The sequence below is a fragment of the Sutcliffiella deserti genome (assembly GCF_020037475.1).
Taxonomy (GTDB): Bacteria; Bacillota; Bacilli; order Bacillales; family Bacillaceae_I; genus Sutcliffiella_A; species Sutcliffiella_A deserti.
Genome location: NZ_JAIQDB010000003.1, coordinates 49287 through 63873, shown reverse-complemented (window position 1 = coordinate 63873; position 14587 = coordinate 49287). Strand labels below are relative to the sequence as shown.

The 14587-nt window shown below is 39.5% G+C and carries 17 protein-coding genes; 12 read left to right on the top strand and 5 right to left on the bottom strand.

The window, feature by feature from the left end; all coding sequences use genetic code 11:
- Positions 1–254: 254 nt before the first annotated feature.
- On the top strand, positions 255–1190 hold the full coding sequence (locus K9B36_RS08705) for an NADP-dependent oxidoreductase (RefSeq protein ID WP_223701658.1): 936 nt from the start codon (positions 255–257) through the stop codon (positions 1188–1190).
- A 271-nt stretch (positions 1191–1461) separates the two neighbouring features.
- Positions 1462–1740 carry a hypothetical protein gene (locus K9B36_RS08700; RefSeq protein WP_223701657.1) on the top strand — a complete coding sequence of 93 codons (279 nt, stop codon included), beginning with the start codon at positions 1462–1464 and terminating at the stop codon, positions 1738–1740.
- 41 nt (positions 1741–1781) lie between these two features.
- Here K9B36_RS08700 and K9B36_RS08695 read toward each other — a convergent pair whose 3' ends face one another.
- The gene (locus tag K9B36_RS08695; RefSeq protein ID WP_223701656.1) at positions 1782–2333 is read right to left on the bottom strand and encodes a complement C1q domain-containing protein; all 552 of its coding nucleotides are present in this window, start codon (positions 2331–2333) and stop codon (positions 1782–1784) included.
- 186 nt (positions 2334–2519) lie between these two features.
- Here K9B36_RS08695 and K9B36_RS08690 point away from each other — a divergent pair, with 186 nt between their 5' ends.
- The gene (locus K9B36_RS08690) at positions 2520–2948 is read left to right on the top strand and encodes a VOC family protein (protein WP_223701655.1); all 429 of its coding nucleotides are present in this window, start codon (positions 2520–2522) and stop codon (positions 2946–2948) included.
- A gap of 69 nt (positions 2949–3017) precedes the next feature.
- Positions 3018–3596: a hypothetical protein gene (locus K9B36_RS08685; RefSeq protein WP_223701654.1), complete on the top strand. Its 579-nt coding sequence runs from the start codon at positions 3018–3020 to the stop codon at positions 3594–3596.
- A 61-nt stretch (positions 3597–3657) separates the two neighbouring features.
- Here the strand turns inward: K9B36_RS08685 and K9B36_RS08680 are convergent, their stop codons facing one another.
- On the bottom strand, positions 3658–4416 hold the full coding sequence (locus tag K9B36_RS08680) for a YibE/F family protein (protein WP_223701653.1): 759 nt from the start codon (positions 4414–4416) through the stop codon (positions 3658–3660).
- The gene (locus K9B36_RS08675) at positions 4413–5537 is read right to left on the bottom strand and encodes a YibE/F family protein (protein WP_223701652.1); all 1125 of its coding nucleotides are present in this window, start codon (positions 5535–5537) and stop codon (positions 4413–4415) included. Before K9B36_RS08675 ends, K9B36_RS08680 begins: the two co-directional genes overlap by 4 nt.
- 206 nt (positions 5538–5743) lie before the next feature.
- On the opposite strand from K9B36_RS08675, the gene K9B36_RS08670 reads away from it, so the two are divergent.
- The 4 genes from K9B36_RS08670 (at position 5744) to K9B36_RS08655 (ending at position 9342) form a co-directional block, all read left to right on the top strand.
- Entirely contained in the window at positions 5744–6295 is a 552-nt protein-coding gene (locus tag K9B36_RS08670) for a sigma-70 family RNA polymerase sigma factor (protein WP_223701651.1), read from the top strand.
- Positions 6285–7286: a hypothetical protein gene (locus tag K9B36_RS08665; protein ID WP_223701650.1), complete on the top strand. Its 1002-nt coding sequence runs from the start codon at positions 6285–6287 to the stop codon at positions 7284–7286. The genes K9B36_RS08670 and K9B36_RS08665 overlap by 11 nt, the downstream gene beginning before the upstream one ends.
- 225 nt (positions 7287–7511) lie before the next feature.
- Positions 7512–8057, top strand: a complete 546-nt coding sequence (locus K9B36_RS08660; RefSeq protein ID WP_223701649.1) for an RNA polymerase sigma factor — start codon at positions 7512–7514, stop codon at positions 8055–8057.
- Positions 8050–9342 carry a DUF4179 domain-containing protein gene (locus K9B36_RS08655; RefSeq protein WP_223701648.1) on the top strand — a complete coding sequence of 431 codons (1293 nt, stop codon included), beginning with the start codon at positions 8050–8052 and terminating at the stop codon, positions 9340–9342. Before K9B36_RS08660 ends, K9B36_RS08655 begins: the two co-directional genes overlap by 8 nt.
- 47 nt (positions 9343–9389) lie before the next feature.
- On the opposite strand, the gene K9B36_RS08650 is transcribed toward K9B36_RS08655, so the two are convergent.
- Positions 9390–10016, bottom strand: a complete 627-nt coding sequence (locus K9B36_RS08650) for a LysE family translocator (protein ID WP_223701647.1) — start codon at positions 10014–10016, stop codon at positions 9390–9392.
- A gap of 567 nt (positions 10017–10583) precedes the next feature.
- Between K9B36_RS08650 and K9B36_RS08645 the strand changes: the two genes are divergently transcribed.
- A complete protein-coding gene (locus K9B36_RS08645) occupies positions 10584–10943 on the top strand; it encodes a YybH family protein (protein ID WP_223701646.1) in 360 nt (119 codons plus the stop codon).
- A 27-nt stretch (positions 10944–10970) separates the two neighbouring features.
- Positions 10971–11525 carry a GNAT family N-acetyltransferase gene (locus tag K9B36_RS08640; RefSeq protein WP_223701645.1) on the top strand — a complete coding sequence of 185 codons (555 nt, stop codon included), beginning with the start codon at positions 10971–10973 and terminating at the stop codon, positions 11523–11525.
- A 205-nt stretch (positions 11526–11730) separates the two neighbouring features.
- Here the strand turns inward: K9B36_RS08640 and K9B36_RS08635 are convergent, their stop codons facing one another.
- Positions 11731–12081 (bottom strand): hypothetical protein, encoded by a 351-nt coding sequence (locus K9B36_RS08635; RefSeq protein ID WP_223701644.1) that lies wholly within the window; start codon positions 12079–12081, stop codon positions 11731–11733.
- Positions 12082–12510: 429 nt separating this feature from the next.
- On the opposite strand from K9B36_RS08635, the gene K9B36_RS08630 reads away from it, so the two are divergent.
- Together K9B36_RS08630 and K9B36_RS08625 are read left to right on the top strand one after the other, a co-directional pair.
- Positions 12511–13743 (top strand): ABC transporter substrate-binding protein, encoded by a 1233-nt coding sequence (locus tag K9B36_RS08630; protein WP_223701643.1) that lies wholly within the window; start codon positions 12511–12513, stop codon positions 13741–13743.
- On the top strand, positions 13721–14584 hold the full coding sequence (locus K9B36_RS08625) for an ABC transporter permease (protein WP_223701642.1): 864 nt from the start codon (positions 13721–13723) through the stop codon (positions 14582–14584). Before K9B36_RS08630 ends, K9B36_RS08625 begins: the two co-directional genes overlap by 23 nt.
- Positions 14585–14587 lie beyond the last annotated feature (3 nt).

Here is a 14587-nt window from a genome sequence, read left to right as displayed (position 1 = left end):
AACACTCAACCGTTTTAATTATACAAATGTATTTCTCTCGCTGGATGAGAAGGTGAATTTATTTTGAAGTATATGTAGAAAATACATAAGATATTTCCAAGTAGAAAGGAATTGAAAGGACATCTAGTGTATTTCAAAATTTGCCCAAGGTGGGTTTAGTTTCATCATTACAGAGGGTACTTATCCAGGTGGTGCTTATAGCCAAGAATACATAGTTTATCTTGGTGTTTTGAAAAACGAGGAGGAAACAAAAAATGAAAGCAATTGTGATCGAAGAGTATGGAGATAAAAATGTTTTGGTAGAGAAAGATATTGAACGACCAAGCATCTCGGAGAACCAAGTTTTAGTGGAAGTGTATGCAACTTCTATTAACCCAATTGACTGGAAGGTGCGAGCTGGCTATTTAAAAGAAATGCTTCCATTTGAATTTCCAATTATTTTGGGATGGGATGCAGCAGGAGTCATTGTAGAAGTTGGAAGCAATATAACAAATTTCAAAGTTGGGGACCGTGTATTTGCTCGTCCAGCAACTACAAATCGAGGAACATATGCAGAATACCTTTCTGTAGACGCTAATTTACTAGCAAAAATGCCAGAAGAAATGAGTTTTGAAGAAGCAGCATCTATTCCCCTAGCTGGGTTAACGGCCTGGCAATGTCTTGTTGACTTTGGAAATATTCAAGAAGGCGAGAAGGTGTTAATTCATGCTGGAGCAGGTGGGGTTGGAATATTTTCCATCCAGATCGCGAAAAGTTTTGGTGCGTATGTTGCAACAACGGCTAGCGAGAACAATATTGAATTCTTAACATCGCTTGGTGCAGATGAAGTTATTAATTATAAGGAAAATGATTTCAGCGAAGTGCTAAATGGATTCGATCTGGTGTTGGACTCTATGGGTGGAGACATTCAGTCTAAAAGCTATAAAGTGCTAAAAGAAAATGGAAAGCTTGTCTCTATTGTCCAACCACCGAATGAAGAAGAAGCTGCAAACTTTAACGCCGAAGCTGGATTCGTTTGGCTAGAGCCAAATGGAGAACAGCTACAGAAATTAGCTGATCTTTATGTAGAGGGTAAGGTGAAACCTGTCATCGGTAAAACATTTGACTTTAGTGAACAATCTTTAAAAGAAGCACATGCATTAAGTGAAACACATCATGCACGTGGGAAGATTGTCATTCACGTAAAGTAAAAAGAAATTTATGATCAAATCACAATCGTGGTTTGATCATTTTTTCTGTTGCGTAAAACGGATTTTAATGCGATAGAAGGGTCAAGGGTACATCGACCCAGTATCCAACCAAACTTTCCACTGATCTCTTTCTAGAACGGAGATTTAACTTAACTATAATGTTCTGTTTATGTCTCTTATTGATAAAATAAAAGTAGGGATTGTTCATCTATATTAGGTGAAGGTGGAGTGGACCGTCTCAATGCTCTTCTAGAGGAAAGTGGGCGTAAGTATGAGTAAGAATGCACTAAAAATATTGTCCCTAATCTGTTTTGTCATTTGTGTCCTGCTTTGGTTACCGAATGTGTTGCTCGAGGTTGCCAGTCCGTTTTGGTTGCTGACCTTTATTATTGGACCGGTTGGTCTTGTTTTTGGACTGTTAGGGAAGCATTATCTCTTGGCAGTATTAAACTTGATTATGACTTTTAGTTTCTTTTTGTTTATGTATGTGGGGTACTATTTTTTGGACCTTAGTTTAGCAATGGGAGAAATAATAGCATACCTATATTAAGCGGGTCGAGGGACCTGTCCCTAAAACCCGCTTTTGTATTCCTACGATACTTTAAATGCCTCAAAGTTTGAGCTGAATGCTAAACCTGGTTCTTCGACGTCACTAAGGATTGTTCCGTCTGTTGAACTTTGACCGAAGATTTCGACCAGGTCACCAGCTTGCAGTTCCAGAACAGCAGAGACATTGACGACGTTTAGGAAGCTAAGTTCGTCCCAATAATCATTGTCGACTTGAACGCTAATTCCATTCACCACAATGTCTGCTCTTGTACGATAGGGAACATTCATGTTAGGGGTGAAGGTGAAGCTGCCTGCTACATAGTAAATTCCACTCTCGCGTGGTACGAGGGTAGAATTGCCGGCATTGTAGATGTTTCCTATATCATATTGCTCATCCTCAAACGTAATTTTGCTAGATTGACCTGCTTCAAGTGGTTGGTTTGTTTCCTTTAATGCACGGAAAGCAGGTGTTCTGCGATCTCTCTTGTCCTTTCCGCAATTCACGTTAATCGTGATATTTTCAGTGTCCTTTCCCTTTTTATTTTTGTGGTGAAAAGTAGATTCTTGTTCATTTTTGTAATAATAAGTTTTCATTTTACTCACCTCCTTGCTTTCTTTCTACTATTGTATGGAACTCTAGTAAAAGGGATTGTGTGGATTACTTAAGGTAGGTAAACTATTTTGTCTATTATTTTGAGAGAAATAATTTATTCATAGTATGCGTATTTGAATTTTCTGATAAAATAGGTTTGAGAATAAAAATTTATAGGGGTGATGAGAATGTCTGTAGGTGCATACCTTACTTTTAATGGAAACTGTCGAGAAGCTGTCGAGTTTTATGCAGAGGTATTTCAAACAGAAACACCACAAATTATGACTTTCGGGGAAAGCCCACAAAGCTCGGAGTATCCACTTCCTGAAGAAGCAAAGGAACTCGTGATGCACACCCGCCTCAATATTGATGGAAGCAACGTTATGTTTTCTGACACTTTTTCGGGACAGGAATTTGTTATCGGCAATAATATAACACTTGCTTTGGTCAGCAAAAATAAAGATGAATTAAAATCCTGGTATGAGCAACTAAAAGAAGGTGGCAAGATCGATATGGAACTGCAGGAAACCTTCTGGAGCAAGCTCTATGGCCAAGTAACCGATAAATTCGGAATTCATTGGCAGCTAAACTACGATAATAGTGAAACAACAATGTAAAGATAGGGTCCAGCTTTTATGCGCTGGACCCTGTGTCGTACATTCCATCGTGTCCGAAGTGGTAGAAGAATGAAATCACAAGCTAGGCTTGAACGTGTACATCAAGTTAGGGGGGATTTATTGTTGAAGGGACTAATCTGGTTATCTATTTTGATTTTTACTCTTGTTGGCTGTTCCTCACCAACTCTTCAGGAAGCAATAGAAAAAAATCACGACCAAAAAGTTGAGATCTTGTATCAGGATGATGTTGATGAAGTTGTCCTTTTCATGACAGAAGATTATACAGGAGAGCCATTGTTATGCTTAAATACTTTCACTAAAGAAAATTCAGGATACAAATATAATGCTGGTACCGGTGAACATGGTCAAAGTGTAGATCTATCAAGTGAATATGAAATTATAAAAGTTTCATCGGTTGGGGATCGTTCCATTGGGGCCATATGGGGATATTTTTATGATTACCCTAATGCTGAATCAGTTAGTTATACCTTAGAGGATGAACAAGGAAATGTTATCTATACATCAGACGTTGAAATATCAGAGGCAAACTCCGTATATGAGAAAGTGCCATATGCTATTTTGGAGATGACTCATAATCTTTACTACCAAATATTAGATAGTGAAAATAATGTGATAGTTGAATGGTAGTTTTATAAAAGCAGAACTATGTTGTTTTTTCCAAAAAAAAATGGGAGCTGTGAGAGCCCCATCATTTCTCTTTTCCCACTAACACCAAAGCGGTAATCCACGAAGTAATTGGAATAACGATAATCACTCCAATGCCAGCGCTAAGTAATGTAATCATTTCTGCACTAAATATCTTTGAATTAACTATTCCCCCAAGAGTATAGGATGTATCTTTGAACCAGATGAACATTGCTAAGTACCCGCCAAAGAAGGCAAAGAATAGTGTGTTGGTACTTGTCCCTATGATATCTCTGCCAATGCTTAATCCTGATCGGAACAGATCTGTTCTGGAAATTGTTGGATTATGGTAATGGATTTCGCGCATCGGTGAGGAAATTGCAATGGCTGCATCGATAATAGCAGCTATGGTACTCATAATAATGACAGATACGCCGAGTTTAACAAAATCGATTCCAATATAAAGGGAAAAGCCATTAAGTTCGCGAATTTCTTCTTCACCAAATCCTTGAATCATTGCTTTTTCCGTCACTAGTAAAATAAAAACCAGCAGAATAACAGTGGTGATTATCGTAGAGAGAAAAGCTGTTTTTGTTTTGATATTGATGTCATTTATAAAAAACAGATTAATACAAGCAATTATTATACAGGCAGCTAATGTTAAAATAATCAGATTAACATTAGGATCGTTCATAATGAAAAGGATGACAATCAGTACGCCAAAATTAAAGAATATAGCAAGAAATGACTTTATCCCTTTTAACCCTCCAATAAAAGTCATCAAGAAAAATAGTATGATTGATAGTAGCACCAATGCATTCATAATTTTGCCCTCTTTCTATTAATGAAAAATATAGTTGTATAAATTCCAATAGGAATAGTTAGCACAATACCTATCCCACCAGCCAGAGCTCTCGCCAGTTCTAAGGAAAGGTTCATGGACAGTGTAAACCCTAGTAGAGAGTCATTTTTCAAATACAATAGAAGCATTGGGATCGAACCACTTATATAAACGAAAAACAATATATTTGTCATTGTACCCATAATATCTTTTCCAATTTCCATGCCTGAAGCTCGCAGTGCCTTTACTGTTATAAGGTTATTTTTTTCATAGAGGGTGAAAAGAGAGGAAGACATGGTGATTGCGATGTCCATAACTGCTCCTAGCGAACCGATAAATAATCCTGCCATAAACACCATCTGGGAGGGGCGCGATAAGAATTGGCCCAACCCATTCCCGCCAGTTAGATAAATAACAAAGTACGCGATGAAAAGAGAACTGAACGTTCCAATTAAGGTTGCTATAATAGCGGAATATGTTTTTTCATTAAAGCCGTTAACGAGTAACAGAGAAATTCCAGTAAATAAAAAAACACTAACAACGCCAAGCAGGATTGGGCTTATTTTCGAATGACTTATGTATAGATCTAAGGCGTATGAAAGTAGAACAGCATTGATTGCCAAACTTAAGATAGAAAAAAGCCCCTGCTTTCTTCCGATGATAATTAAGCTGAGAATAAATACCCAGGCGACCAGTAATACATAGGTATCCCGTTTAAAGTCTATTATATAGCCTGTTAACTCACCATTTTCCGTTTCAACTTTATCAACCGAAATAAATATTTTTTGACCAACCTGGTATTCGTTGTCGTAGGCTTTTGATAAGGAATATTCATTAGGTAAAAGAATATGCTCCCCTTTATCCTCGCTATTTTTTAATACGGCAGTGATTCTCTGTGTGAATAAAATGTCCTCATTCCCATGATGATCAATCATTTCAGTGCTCTCTATTAACTCTGTCTTCACAACCTCAGCTATCGGCTGCTCGTAATATGAATAATTGTTATTTACAAAAATTATCGAGATAACAAAAGAAGTGATTAAGATTATATATAAAAAGAGCTCGATTTTGGTTAATTTCTTTAATTGCTTTATGAGATTCAAAGTTATACCTCCAGCTAATGTGGAAAAAATACGTGCTATTATCCTTTAATGACTATTACATAATACCACCAAATGAAGAAGGGGGGACAGTTCATTCTTGGGACCTCCCACAAGACCTCATAATTCAAGAGAGGATTTTTTAAAAAAATGAAACCAGATTCCTCGTCAATCGTCTTAGCAATAGAGAAAAGTGGGGTGAGAGCAAGTTGAACGAGAATAATTGCGGAAAAATAGACTCGATGGATAAGCATGTGTGGTTTGAGAACATCATGGATGTTTTTGGGGAGAAGCTTACGAAGATGGCTTATACCTATTTAAAAGATTGGAAGTTGGCGGAAGATGTTGTGCAGGAGGTTTTTATTATCTGTTACAGGCAGTATGACAGCTTAGCATCGATCACTTCTTTTAAGTCGTGGATCTATAGAGTGACAATTAATAAATCAAAGGATGTACTAAAAAGCTCCACAATAAAGAAAGTGATAATCAACCCGAAGTTGTTTCGTCTTTTTCAAGCGAAAGAACCGTCACCAGAAATGGATTATATTAAGCGGAGTGAGGAGGAGCAGCTTTCGTTATGTGTTCTTGCCCTTCCGCTTAAGTATCGAGAGGTAATTACTCTTCATTATTATGAGGAACTACCTGTTGAAGAAATTAGCAGGATTCTTGGGTTGAATAGAAATACAATTAAAACGAGGCTGCATCGAGCGAGAGCCAAGTTGAAGCACTTGATGGAAAGGTGTGAAAAAGATGGAGAGTAAGCTCAGGAATTTACGCAAAGTGATGAATTCAACCACTCATAAGGGGAAGCATTTTACAGAACTACAGAAAAACAATATAAGAAAAGCGATCCTTACAGAAAAAGAGCATAAGCCAAGCAGAGCGAAAGGTTTTCTTGCTTTTGTGATGACGGGTGTTGTGATCACCTTGCTTGCTTTGTTCCTTTCAAGCGAAGTTGAAATCACGCCACACAATCATGGTGGGGCAAATCAAGTAAATGAGGATTGGGCGATTCGCAATGAATACAGGAAAGAAGGGAAGGTGCTATTTCGAATTCTTCCTGAACCAGGAATTACCGCAGGGAAACATTATGGATATATCTTTAGTTTCTCAGAACCCTTTGAAGTCTTTGAAAGAAAAGAACTAGCAATCTATGCCGTGCATAAGGAAACCAAGGAGCGGGTTACGGTGGTCTCTCCCGAAAAGATTACAGAAGCATCCTCAGGATACCCAAGCTTAGAAAGATATACCGCGACGTACGAAGTGCCTTTTAGTGGCATATGGAAATATGAAGTATTTTTGGACGGAGAATTTTATGGTGATGTAGTTTTATCCGTAAAGGAAATGAATATAAGTTTGCCGGAAAGTATTCCGGATTTTGTGGAAAAGAGGGATTTTGAGCAAATTGATTGGAAAAGAAAAGCAATACCGTTTGGTAGAAACATAGTAGGAAATGAAAACAAATCCGGCGTAATCGGGATGGAAATGCCAAGTCTCACCCAACAAAAGTGGATGTGGCATCTTTGGGGAACAGAAGCGGAGGAATTAACGATAGTCGGATACCACCGGAATACAAAAAGCGTACATCCTATTTTAATAAATGGTTGGACCATTGGACTTGCTGGAGAAAATAATGTCGCAGATGCCCATATACCATCATCAGTTACAATTCCCAAACCTGGGGAATGGGCCTTCCTGCTTTATACAAATGATCAACTGTTTGATATCTTAGTTTATGAAATAAAGGAATAGTGGGTTTTGGGGACAGGTCCCTTGTCCCAGCCACCCTCATAAACATTTTCTGCCTACCATTTTCATACGTTGATGTACAAATATCCTAAGTATCATGCCATAATTAGAAGTACAAGCCACCTTTAGAGGGTGGTTTTTTTTTCTATAATAAACACTTAAAATCTTTCATTACAAAATGAACTTTTTTTCATGATAATTACTCTTATAGGGGAGAGAGGTGAAGTTATGAATGTAGTGCGGTTGGTGAAAAAGGCGAAAAAAGGAAGTAAAGAGGCTTTGCTACAACTAATTATGGCAAAGCAAGATGATTATTATCGGCTTGCTCTCACTTATTTGGGAGATTCGCACGATGCCATGGATGCGATGGAGGATATGATTGTTATTTTGTATGAAAAAATAGATCAGCTTAAAAAAGAAGAGGCCTTCTACAGCTGGAGTAAAACAATTTTGGTTAACAGCTGTAAAGACCAACTCCGGAAGAGAAAGAAGATTGTGCTGTTAGACAACATGGAAACTGATTATAAAACTCGTTCCCCTCAGACAATTGCCCGTGATGATTACATAGACAGTGAACGCCAAATAGATATCCAACAGGTGCTCTTGCAGCTAAATGAACATCAAAGAGAAGCAATCCAACTAAAGTATTTTCACGACTTTGACTACCAAACCATCGCACAAATCACGAAGGTCTCGGTAGGTACAGTCAAGTCAAGGGTATTCCAAGGGTTAAAAAAACTTAGAGAATTCTGTGGAGGTGAGAAAGATGAATGATGTGGAAAAGCGATTGGCTAAAGAGAAGGAGCGAATGAATCTCACCATAGCACCAGTAGAGTTAGAAGCAAGATTAAGAGGTGCATTAGATACTGCGGTTCCAAGAAAGCCAAAACATAATAAGGCAATCTGGAAGTTTGCAGCGGTTATGTTATTTTCCCTGCTGATTGTAGGATACCATTACAATGGGTTAGCCTATTATGGAAAAAAGCTGCTTGGATTTGATGAAGTGATGTCAGGCACTCTGAAGAATTTGAATGAGGCTGGGATGGGACAGCTTGTTGATGAAAAAATGAGGTTGGAAGGTGGAACCGAACTGGTTATAGATGGCATGATGACAGATGACAATCAGCTGATACTCTACTATACCTTAAATAATCCTGATGGCCTTGGGGATTTGTCAAACTCACATTTTTCTCCTACAAAAATAACTGGGTTTTTGACAAATTCAATGGTCCAAGGAGGAACGGCTATCATCAATGAGGAAGGTACCGAGGTAAAAGGGACGATGCATTTTGAAAACGTTAGTGCATTCTCGAAAAAATTAACGGTTCATTTTACCCAAACCCAAAGCAATGGTCATCTCAAAGCGGAAGAACTTACTTTTCCTTATAATCCAAACCTGGCCTTGCAAACGCAATTCAAACAGTCGATAAAGAAAACAGTCGATGTTGACAAAGGGTCAATCACTTTTGATTCTATTAAAGCGACTCCAACGTTGACAGTGATTGATGGTTCGTTAAAGGTGGATAATTTTGATAGAGTGGATTTTGCCCTCGGCGGGATTGAGCTTGTAGCAAATGGCAGTCCGGTAGAATTAAGAGGTGGAGGAAGTGGGTCTTCATTTAGTGGCCAAAAGTTTGAAATAAACTTTGATGCCTTGCCGGAAAGTTTAACGTCATTGGAACTTGTAGTGAAGGAATTTGTTGGCTATCAAAAGCTTAATGATGAGATTTCCCTTTCTTCCATTGAAGAGACACCGATTGAGCTTGGTGGAAAAGCGTTGTGGATAAAGGATGTCTCGAACACTTCCCAAGGAGTGGAAATCACCATCGCAACAGAGGAGGATGTTATGCTCGATGGTGTTTATATAGGAGATGAAAATAATAAGGTGGAGATTCTTACAACCCAAAACCAGACGCATGATAAGCAAGCAGACGGAAGGGAATGGAAGGTGAGGACTATTGTATTTGATACGAAAATAGATCCTGACTACCTCTTGATAGAAGGGATGCATTTTATGAAAAAGTACAATAAAAAGATTGAGATACCAGTTGGTGAGTAGCCGGTTACTGGGGGCATGCTTGTCCCCAATAACCAATAACTACGCTACTAAACGAGGATTAATAGTCTTTTTATTAAGGGGAAGGCAGATGCAATTAAAAATATACCTGCCCCTATATTCACGACTTTCAGGACTCTTTCCTTTATAAATGCTCTTGCAAAATGAACGGTGAAAGCAACGTTTAAATTCCACAAAAAGATGCCTAGTATTAGCGAGATGACACCCACCAACGTGATTAACCATCCTTTTGTTAAGAGAGACTGGAAAGAAGATCCGAAAATACCAAACCAAAACACAAAATTGATCGGGTTAAATGCCGCTATTCCAAACCCGACGAAGAATGAACTTTTCTGAATAGGTTTTCCAAGGTCTAATATTCTTTTGCTTTTTATCGAGCTAAGAATGGTTTGTATACCAAGATAAAATAACATCAGGCTGCCTAATCCATACATGAATATCTGAACTGATTCAATTTGAAGATAGGGCGCCATTCCCATCATGATAATCAGTAAAAATAAAATATCTGCACTCATCCCGCCTAACCCAACGAGCCAAGCTGCATAAAATCCTGAACTAATACCTCGTTTGATTATCTCAAGATTAATAGGCCCGATTGGCGCGGCCAAGCTTATACCAAGCACTATAAAATGAAAGATTGTCCATAAATATTCCACATTTTTACCCCTATTGGAAAGACTTGTCCATATATTCATATGCGGGGATGTGGGGAATTCATGCATATGGGTTTTGGGGACAGCTCCCTCGTCCCCGTGGGGCGAGGGACCTGTCTCCTGTCTTCTAATAGTGCATAATGTGTCGGTCTGTGTCGAATGGCGTTTATATTGCTTCAAATGGATTATAAAATGAAAAAGTAGATTATAAATCTATGAAATTGGTCGATAAAATAGAAACTTGGATTATATAATTTCTAAGTGCAGGATAATTTGACAAAATCCTCACTCCTGGCGCTAAAAGTCCTCAATCCCTGTGCAGAAAGAGCCGCTGCGGTTGCAAAATTACAAATTAACCTTAGAATGTCATACATTTATTTATCCAGTACCCCTGTGATGTTGCCTTTCTTTTTCACATTTTCGTACGGTTTTACAATTTTAAAAGGAGTAAAAGGGAAGAAAGTCGAAAGATGTAGAAGTGTTTTTTTTTTCTACAAAAGGGGGAAGTTAACCTCGCATACAAGTACATTTAGGCTGCTGAAGGAAACGCGACCGTAAAGGAGAATGAGAATGGATTACCATAAAGCGCTAGAAGAGTACATAAAAGCTACGAACACCCACAATTTCGACAATGTGGAAAAAATGCTACACGAGAATGTTGTGTACTGGTTTACTAATAAAACCTGTACAAACCGCGAGGAAATTCGTGCTTTCTTTGAACATGCATGGGACACAATTAAAGAGGAAGTTTACACTGCAAAAGATGTGCAGTGGATTGCTGTGGATGAGCTTACTGCCACATGTCTCTACACTTTTCATTATGAAGGATACATGAATGGGGAGTTCATTTCCGGCAGCGGTAGGGCAACGAATGTTTTTGTAAAGGAAGAGGGAAAATGGAAGTTGATACACGAACATTTGAGCCGATAATATAATAAAAATAGGGGGAGTACAACTATGTTCATACATAAAATTGACGAGCAACTATCTTTGAAACTAACAGAGGAAAAAGATGCGGAGCGGCTATTCGAGCTGACCGACAACTCCCGGGATTATCTGCGTGAGTGGCTCCCATGGCTGGACTCCACGAAAACGGTAGAGGACACTAGGGATTTTATTAAGGGGACAAGACAAAGCTACGCGGAAAATAAAGCGATGTCTACAATGATCCTCTACAAAGGGGGAATTGTCGGAACAGCAGGCTACAACACCATAGATTGGACGAATAAAGTGGTATACATTGGCTATTGGTTGGATAAGGATTATCAAGGGAATGGCATCATGACAAGGGTGGCGGAAGCACTGACAGACTATGCCATCAGCGAACTACGAATGAACCGGGTTGATATCCGTGCGGCGGAAGAGAACTTGAAGAGCAGAGGTATCCCGGAGCGGCTTGGCTTTACAATGGAAGGAAAGATCCGTCAGGCAGAGTGGCTGTATGACCATTATGTAGATCACGCGGTGTACGGGATGCTAGCGGATGACTGGAACAAACGAAAAGTTTTATAATCGGTAGAAAGTACCGTATAAATGGAAGAAAGACAATGATGATAAATAAAAAAAATGAAAGTTATAGCTCTATATAATTTCGGTTATTTTGCAAAAACTGTTGTGCCTTCGCAAGTATAATATCAAATACCTTTTTGTTTGTTTCGAAGCCGCCTCCCATTCGGGAAAGCGGCTTTTTTGGGGACCTCTTCGAAAGACTTCTTACTCATTTTACGCTTTGTATTCTTCTGATCAGAAATCCGACCCTTTCCTCATACCCCTCATCAAGCGAAGAGAACTTGGGAATCGCAATCCCGTCCTGCATAAGATTCCCCCTGAACAGAATGTAGTAGTCCTTCGTTTCTATCATTTTACTGTTGTTGGAAAAGTTGAATCTCGAAGGTTCTTTACCTGCAAGGAAAAAGTCCTCTCCTTCTTGGTATTGAATAACCATCTCCTCATCAAAGATTGGTTTCTTTAATAAAATAATCCCAGCAAGAAAAGTGACCATCTTTATTAGAAGGAATGCAACAAAGAAAGGAACAATAAATGACATAATAGCGGACATGACAAACAATCCGGTATCTATCTCCCCGTACATCTGAAGCAGGTCGAAGAAGGAATAGATGCTGAATAGGAAAGCTCCTATATAAAAGAGAATTCTTCCATAACGCCAAGGTTTAAAATGATCAACCAGCGTGGATAAGGCATGTCTTGTAACTTCGTATTTGAATTCTATCTGGCGGATGACGGTTTCCTCCTTAATCGTGGTGATTACTATCTTACCATTTGTAAATGGGATGAGGTAGCAATCAAATACCTACTATATACAAATGCTATATAAGCTACTAAAATCCAGGAATTTTTCAAAAATCTACTGTGGAAACCACTAAATAATAACGCTTCAGTTTATACCACCTCCAGCAGAACATTAAAGTTCTTACCTCGCACGTATTAATAGTATGATAAGGGTATGAGATACATATAGAAAGGGGAATAACCATCTGTGGTAAAGAAGCTTATCCTTATAATTATAACCGTATTTATGCTAGCAGCCTGCCAGTCCGAAAACGGCCAAAGTGCAGAGGAACTGCTGCAGCAGGACTGGAGTGAAATTGAAAACTCCGCAAAAGGAACGACTGTCCGTATGTATATGTGGGGAGGAGATGACGGAATCAACCGTTATATTGATGAATATGCCTCACCGCGCTTAATGGAAGAGCATGATATTACGCTTGAACGGGTTCCGATGGATACGAACGAGATCCTGCAAAAACTGTTTAATGAAAAGAAGGCTGGAAAAGAGAAGGGAACCATTGATGTTATCTGGATTAATGGCGAGAACTTCAAGAATGCCAAGGACAATGAGCTGCTGTTCGGTCCTTTTACAGAAAAACTGCCGAATGTGCAGGAGTTTGTTGATACCGAAAGTCTTGATATTCAATATGACTTCGGCACAGAAGTGGAAGGACTCGAGGCGCCATGGGGCAAGGTGCAGTTTGTCTATTTTTATGATGAAGAAAAAGTAGCAGATCCACCTAATAGCTTTGACGAGTTAAAAGACTGGGTCAGGGAGAATCCAGGGAAGTTCACGTATCCGGAAGCAGCTGATTTTACAGGAAATGCATTTTTAAGGCATCTTTTATATGAAAAAGTGGCAAGTGCGGACAGTTTACTAGAAGAAGGGTACAGTGAAGACTTGCTGGAACAAGGAGAGGAGAATCTCTGGAATTACCTAAGAGATATCAAGCCTTTCCTCTGGAGAGAAGGAAGAACCTATCCTTCCGACCTGACGGAGCTCGACCGCCTGTATAATCAGGGGGAAGTTTGGATGACGTTCGGGTATAACGAAGCTCGTGCCGAGAGTCTGATTAATAACGGAAACTTTCCTAAGAGTACGAAATCCTTCATTATGGACTCCGGATCGATTGGCAACACGCATTTTCTTGCGGTGCCTTTCAACAGTCCGAGCAAAGAAGGGGCGATGGCGGCGATAAACTTCTTCCTTTCCCCAAAAGCCCAGCTAACAAAATATGAGTCCACCTACTGGGGAGAAAATATTGCACTGGATCCTGCAAAACTATCAGAAGAAGATCGTGCTAAGCTTGAGGCGATAAACCGCGGAGCATCTGTCCTGTCGCCTGAAGCTCTTGCCGCTAAGAACCTTCCGGAAGTGGATGCAAAGTATGTGAATTGGCTAAAGGAGCATTGGATTGATGAAGTGGTCAAGACAGACTAAGCATTTTTTGGCATTTTTGCCTGCACTCTTCCTTATCAGCGTTATCGTCCTTTATGCCCTCTTTCTTTCCTTTTGTGAAAGCGTAGCGTGCAGCACAGGCTGGACGTGGGAGCATTATGCAGCGTTGTTTGAAGAGGAGCGCTTCCGAGATTCGTTGACCTACAGTTTATTTATTGCAGGGGTATCCACCCTATGTTCCCTTGTAATCGGCTTGGCTGTGACAAAGCTTATTTATCATAGGGTATTAAGTAGAAGGTCGCGGAGCCTCCTTTGGCTGCCAATGCTTTTTCCACACTTTGTCTGGGGATACATGATGATTCTCTTATTCTCACAAACAGGCTGGATCTCATCGATTCTCTATCAGTTGGGAGTTATTGAGACCTCGTCCTCTTTTCCACTGATCATTCAAGATGAACAAGGTATTGGCATCATCCTTACGTATATAGTAAAAGAGGTTCCTTTTGTCGTTTTGCTATTGCTACCGGTTTATCTGAATATGCCTAGTCAGCTGCCTCAGGTGGTAAGGACTCTTGGAGGAAGAGAGTGGAACGTGTTCAAGACGGTCGAGTGGCCATGGGTTTATCCGGTGCTTGTAGAGGCAGGAATTATTGTTTTTGCCTTTGTGATCGCTGCTTTTGAACTTCCTTATCTGCTTGGAACGACCTATCCTCAAATGGTATCGGTCGTAGCATATGAATGGTTCTTCCAAGGAGATTGGAGCAGACGACCATTGTCTTTCGCTTTTATGATTTGTATAACAGTCCTCATTTTGCTCATCACGGCAGCCGCCTCTTCAATGTTAAATAAAAAGCGGTATCAGATGATGAGGGGAAATAATTAGAAA